We start from the raw sequence: 6,238 nt of genomic DNA, 5'->3' as shown, positions 1-6,238 counted from the left end.
TCCCGTACTCCTCCAGCAACTGCGCGGTGGCCTGCGGGTTCAAGTGATGACCCGGACGCAGTGTGTTCATCATCACCAGCCCGATTGCCACGCCAATCACCATGTTCAGAAAGAACATCACAAACGTGCGTCCAGCCAGCGGGCCGAGCTTGTCCAGTCGGCCGAGCTGCGCGACGCCGGAGGCGAGTGACGTGAAGACCAGTGGGATGACCACGAAGAACAGGATGCGCAGGAAGATCTGTCCGAACGGGTCGAACACAGCGCTCGACACCTTGCGCATGAACGCGAGCGTGGGCGGGTGAAACTGTCCAATACCGAGGGTGATGACAGCGGCAACGATGCCGATGACCAGGCCCCGGAGGATGCGCGTTGCAAGTGGAGTGGATGTACTCATCCGACCGAATGTACGTGGCCGCGCCGTGAGAGTCACTCCCACGATGCGCCATACGCGCCAGCGGGGGATGACGGAACGACCCCCTGCGACTGGTCATCCGGCTGAAAAGCGCGCTCTGCGTCTGGAAAATTCCACGCCTTTTCCGGGCCGTCGTGCGGCCGCTGGACGTGGTACAGGCGTCGGCTTGGATCGATTCTGCAGCGCTCTTCGCGGCGAATTCGCGCGGGCCGCCGACGGTGGATCGAGCGCTTCGCTGTGGGTTCGTTGCCCCTTTGTGTGGTGTAGGTGATACCGCATTCGGCGTAGCAGCCGGCGAGGTGTCACGTGCCAACGGCGGGTTGGTGGAGAATGCGCGCCGCCGACTGGGCCGGCGGAGATGAAGTGCGGCGCGCAAACGCCTTGTAGCGCGAAAAGGCAGCAAGTGACTCTGCGAATGTGTGCAGGCGCTGATTGTCATGGACCCCGCTTTCTCAGCTATGGCGGGCAATCCACCTCGACCTTTGACAGAGTGCTGTGTTCGCTGACCCATTCGGCTTCGCGGATCAGTTCGGGAACCCCCCAGATCAGCTCGATAACGGAGACGATGACGAAGAAACTGCTGACCGTGCCGACGATGAGATGCGCTGGAAGTCTTCCACCACCGAGTCCCATCAGGGCAAAAACCACGATCAGCAATCCAATGCCGCGCTGACCGGCGCGGAACTCCGGCAGTTCGACCCTCCCATCAGCTGCTCTCTGCAGGCGAGAGCGCAGAGACTTGACAGTTCCCAATGCAATCGCCGCGATACTCGCGAGCAAAGACGCAGATCCGGTCAGTTCGCTTGGAGCGACGCCGCTTTTTGCCAGACCGCTCAGGAGCAACACCGTTGCGGTCGATCCCGAGACAAGGTCGATGATCAAGGACAGGCCAAGCGTGGGGTGAGACCGCGCATCGGCAGGTATCCGACGTTTGCCGCGAAGTACGGCCACGATTTGCCAGAAGCGCATGTCATCGACGGCGTTGCGGTAACTGATCGCGAGTGCCTTCGAGCGGGCAGACAACAGGAGCAGATCGGCGAGCCAGCCCAGCCAGAAACTCGCGACAAGCAACAGCGCCGCTTCACCGCTCGACCATCCGAACAGGAAAATGCCGAGCAGGCCGAGCGTTCCCGTCAGCAGCCAATCGAACCAGAGCGCACGCCGCGAAGCGACGTACGGCTTGCCGCGACGGGCAAGCGCTGACGGCCCATGATTGAGGAACAATTTTTGATCGTAGACGGAGAGGGTTTCCCAGCCTTTTGAGGTCTGCATGAGCAGGTTCCTTGGGATCCGTCACATGTCGAGAGCGTGATCGCGCTCCGTGGATTGTGCACTGACGGAAAGTCGCGTCACACCCCTTGACGAACGGCCACGGCTCTGAGGTTCCACATCCAACTGTTCGTCAGCGCGCAACGCCAAGCCTTGCGACAAGCTGATTTGCGTCATCAAGTCGCACCGCGCCAACCTCGGGGGTTCGAGGAACTGCATCAGCAGCATCGACTTGAAGTGTCGGTCCTCGACCCTGAGGAAACGTAGAAGATGGGGCATCAGGAGCGCGCTTTTTGCAATCGTGTACCTACACGGGAACTGGGAGTCGACTCATCTTGACGGCCTCGCGAAATGGGCCTCCACCGTGGCAACGCCGCGCAGAATCGATGTTCCAGACCTTGCGCAACACATCGTGGAGTGTGGCAATGATCGACCGCCGTGCCCATTTTTTGACCGGCGACGATCAGCGTAGGGCGCACGACGTTCGCGTGATCCCGATGGCCGAGGACGGCGCGCTTCAGTGAGTGACACACTCAACAACGACGACATCACCGATGTCCCTTCGCATCTCCATGGTCAGCACGCGTACGGAAGCGGAGGGTTGCGTGGCGCGATTTAATCGCAACTCGGCAATCGCACAGGCGCGAGAAAGATCCGGCTGCCATCGAGGTCGCGCAACTTTGAGAAACGTTTCCTCCGTGCCCGGTTTCCGTTGCTATAGTCATGACGAGCGCAATGTCTGCGTCTGGCATGTCCTGCGTTCATCGCGCCGTTGCTAGTGGGCGGTGCAGTTCGATTTCAATATCCGGAGTGGATCAATGATCAGATTTGTATTGGCTGTCGCTCTCGCCACCGTCTCAGGCATGTGCTTGGCCGACGAGCAATACTCTGCCCGCTATTCTGCCTGCATGGACAACTCTGGCGGTGTCACCGTCGAGATGATGAATTGCATCGGAGCTGAAACACAGGTGCAAGACTCCGAACTGAATCTCGCCTATAAACAGCTGGGTGCGCAATTGACGTCCGCGCGCAAGAAGCAACTGGTGACGGCGCAACGCCTCTGGGTGCAGTATCGCGAAGCCAATTGCCGCTTCTATGCGGATCCAGACGGTGGCACCGCGGCCGGCGTGGCATCGAATGATTGCTTCCTCAGTGAAACGGCCAGGCGCGCCGCAGAGTTGAAGACGTTGGGATCAGGTCCTTAGCGAACCTGCTGTCGGACGGACGGTTGAGGAATGCGCACGATGACCCTGGTTTCAATCAGTGAATTTGAGCCCGTTTTTGGTCGTTCGCTCAGGGCACTCACGCCACGTTCTCTGGAAACTAAGACGTTTGCGCATGCTACCCGCACAATGCCCAGCATCCACCACGTTTGAATTCGCGTGATTGTAGGGCGAGGCCCGATAACGGGTCCCGCCCCACTTGTCGACCGTGAATCGGTTGACGGTTGGCCAAGATCAACCGCCGTTTCTGTTATCCCCAATTGCCCTTGATGGACTTCGGATAGCCGGTGTCGATGACTGACGCACCGGGATCGGAATAGCGGATGTACTGGTCTCCCTTGCAGATGTACGTTTTGCCGTTGGGAAGAGTCGCCATTGCATCAATGCCGGAACGAAATTCTTGCGGCAAATATCCCCAGTTGCCGGCAAGGGGTTTCGGATAGCCATGGTCCACCGTATTGGCGCTGGGATCCGAGTATCGAATGTACTGTGCTCCGCGACTGATATAGGTTTTTCCGTTCGCAAGCGTCGCAATGCTGTCGAAGCCGTCATTGAACTCGGTTGGCAGTTTGCCCCAGTTGTGAAGTAGGGGTCGCGGGTACGTCGGGTCCACAACACTTGCATTGGCGTCCGAGTATCTGACGTAGTGGGCGCCTTTTGTAATGTAGGTCTTGCCGTCCGGAAGCGTCGCCATTGAATCGAAGCCCTCGAGAAATTCAGACGGGAGATGCCCCCAGTTGTCCCCGATCGGCTTTGGATAACCGGGATCGATCCGACTCGCACTCGAGTCGGAATAGCGCACGTACTGCGCCCCGAATGTCGCATACGTTTTTCCGTTTGGCAGCGTGGCGATACAGTCGATAGGACCGGCGATTGCTGCGCGCGGTTGATCGACCTCCGCAATGCGCGCAGGATTCCGAGGAAGTCCAATCGTTGGCTGGGGCACGACCGTCAGGGTCGGGAGCGGCACGTCGACGTTCCCGAATCTCACCGTGCGCAACGCACCAGGAAGATAGTCGAGCCGACGAATGGTGGTGCTCGTGCCCGTGGATAACAGGCGCTCGAGACTTGCTCTGTCCACGTGCGCCTGACCGGCGATTGCAGCAATGATGGTCTGCTCGATGTCTTTGTTCACTTTGACCATGAGCTGGGATACAGCGGCATCGATCTTTCCGCGCAGCTCCTTTTTGCTCACGCACAAGCCGACAAGAAAATCGGGTCCCGGAAGATCGATATCGATGTCGCGTGGTGTCCCTTCGACGAGCACATTCAAGTCGGACGCCCAACTGGGTGCCAGCAGCACGTCGAAATCAACGGTCGCGCCGGACCCGCTGCCATGTACTTCAACATAGCCGTCGCAAATGGTCCCTTGCAGTTTCTTGAGATCCGGCAGTCCTGCCTTTGCGGTATTGATCTGCTGATCGACCATGTCCTGCGTGACGCCCGCGCCGCGCGGCGCATCACTGCTGAGATAGTAGATTTTCAATGGCGACGATTCGCTTTGATCGCGAATCCTGAACGATGCGCTGCGGTAAAGCGGCTCGGATGTCGGGATGGAAATTCCGCCGTAGACCACGTTCTGCCCCGCTTGAAACACGGTGACATAAACCCCGGTGCTGGCGGTCATCAATGCTTCCTGACGGTCCGAAATGTCGAATGTGAAGTGGCCTTCGGAATCTGCCGAAACATACATCGAACATTCTTCAAACAACGGCAGACTCGCCGTTGCAGAGTTGGCAACTTGAAGATGAATCTTGAGGCCAGCTGCGCCCTGATACGTGCGCCTATCGGGCGCGTCAGGCGCGCCTGAATACGACAGGAAAAATTGCGCTACATCGGTGATCTGAAAAATCTGCCCTTTGAGTTTCATGATCTGTCCTTGGTCATTTTGTCGAAATCCTCGCGCCTCACAGGAGCGTCGGATTGCCGGGAACATCCCTGCGAAGTCAGTTACGTCGTAACCGTGCAAGACCGGACACTGGGATTCCAAACACTTCAGCGATGCGTCGTCCGTTTTTTCCTTCTTTCCGTTTGACGATTGGACGCGCGAGGCAAAAATCCAACCTTCCATGCCACTTGCGCTGCCTGGCCAAGTCGCTTTGGTGCTCGAGACTGGTTTCCACGCTCGAAACGAACGTCGAAAAGGGTCGCCGACCTCGGTAGATTGTCGCCAATCTCTTACACGCGGACGCGACGTTATCGCCTTTGTTGAGCGACGGATTTCTGCAACGCCCGACGGGCGATCGCGCTCTATCACCTCCGTCCCGTTGGACTCGTCCCGTTCGGCGTCATGGTTCGCACAGGGAGCAAACGCCCAGGTCCATGAAGATCACCGCCCCACGCGATCCGGCGTCGACGCCATGTCTTCTGATAGCCTTCGAGTGTTCAACGGACAGCGCATCCTCGGGAGCCACGCCATGAATCAATCCCGCTTCGTCCTGCAATGCATCGGAGCGCTCGCCGCCACGGGGAGCGTGATGCCTGTGATGGGCGCCGTGACTGTCACAACGCCGTCGACCAGCATCGCGGTCGAGCCGGGCAGTGTTGCCGACATCCCGTTCCTGTTTTCAAACGACGGGAATGAGGCATCGAATGAATTCAACTATGTCCTCGACTATCAGGTCCCCGGCTATTCGTTCGAACAGCGCTCGCCGCCCGAATGCGGTCCGCTGATTGTCATCCAGCCGACGCTCGGCCGTGCCACCTTCAGCGTCGCACCCATCGCCGCACATTCCCAACGCACCTGCGTGGTACGCGTCACGCGTGACGTCGCGACTGTGGACAACGGCTTTGCGGATTGGCTCGTCGCGGGCGATTTCGATTCGAGGCTCAGTCTTGCCATCGGAACGTTCGTCGACCTCTCGATCACCGCGACACCGGTGTCGTCATCCGTCGCCAACGGAATCCAGCAGGAGGTGTTCCGCGTGGACGCGCGCAACCTGAGCGTCATCGACGTGGGCAACGTCGTCCTCGCGCTCGGATCGGTGTGTGTTCCTTCGGCCGTTACGGTGGACACCGATTTCGCGGGCGGCTGCGAGCGGGCGGATCTCTCTTGTGGATTCGGCGGCGGCGCTTCGGCCCCGGCTGTCAAACTGTCCTCGATCACCGCTGGACAAACGCAGTCCTGCCTCGTTCGCATCTCGGCGCCTGTGGACGCGCATGCGAGCGTGCAGTCGTCGCTCGCGCCCGAACTTCTGACGAATGCAGCAACCGGCGGGCGGATCGGCGATCGTGACGACAGCAACAACTCGCCTCTCCTGCAACTCGTCGCGCAGCCGACCGCAAGCGCAGCTGTCAGCGCGCCCGATATCGGTCTGGTCGCCAAACTGCTGGC

Annotated in this window: 5 protein-coding genes; 2 read left to right on the top strand and 3 right to left on the bottom strand. The window is 59.4% G+C overall.

Annotated elements, in window-relative coordinates:
* Window positions 1–394 (bottom strand): cation:dicarboxylase symporter family transporter (locus tag ABIV12_RS11215; protein WP_348059264.1); only part of this gene is annotated, 394 nt, incomplete at its 3' end.
* 474 nt (window positions 395–868) lie between these two features.
* Window positions 869–1,684, bottom strand: coding sequence for a hypothetical protein (locus ABIV12_RS11210; protein ID WP_348059262.1), 816 nt, complete (start codon window positions 1,682–1,684; stop codon window positions 869–871).
* A gap of 815 nt (window positions 1,685–2,499) precedes the next feature.
* On the opposite strand from ABIV12_RS11210, the gene ABIV12_RS11205 reads away from it, so the two are divergent.
* Complete coding sequence (locus tag ABIV12_RS11205) at window positions 2,500–2,886, top strand: lysozyme inhibitor LprI family protein (RefSeq protein WP_348059260.1); 387 nt, start codon at window positions 2,500–2,502, stop codon at window positions 2,884–2,886.
* 268 nt (window positions 2,887–3,154) lie between these two features.
* On the opposite strand, the gene ABIV12_RS11200 is transcribed toward ABIV12_RS11205, so the two are convergent.
* The gene (locus ABIV12_RS11200; protein WP_348059258.1) at window positions 3,155–4,975 is read right to left on the bottom strand and encodes a hemopexin repeat-containing protein; all 1,821 of its coding nucleotides are present in this window, start codon (window positions 4,973–4,975) and stop codon (window positions 3,155–3,157) included.
* A gap of 346 nt (window positions 4,976–5,321) precedes the next feature.
* Between ABIV12_RS11200 and ABIV12_RS11195 the strand changes: the two genes are divergently transcribed.
* A partial coding sequence (locus tag ABIV12_RS11195) for a hypothetical protein (RefSeq protein ID WP_348059256.1) occupies window positions 5,322–6,238 on the top strand: 917 nt, incomplete at its 3' end.

Origin of the sequence: Dokdonella sp. (genome assembly GCF_039926425.1) — a bacterium.
Taxonomy (GTDB): Bacteria; Pseudomonadota; Gammaproteobacteria; order Xanthomonadales; family Rhodanobacteraceae; genus Dokdonella_A.
The sequence above is the reverse complement of the archived record's forward strand: the minus strand, read 5'-3'. Positions and strand labels throughout refer to the sequence as shown.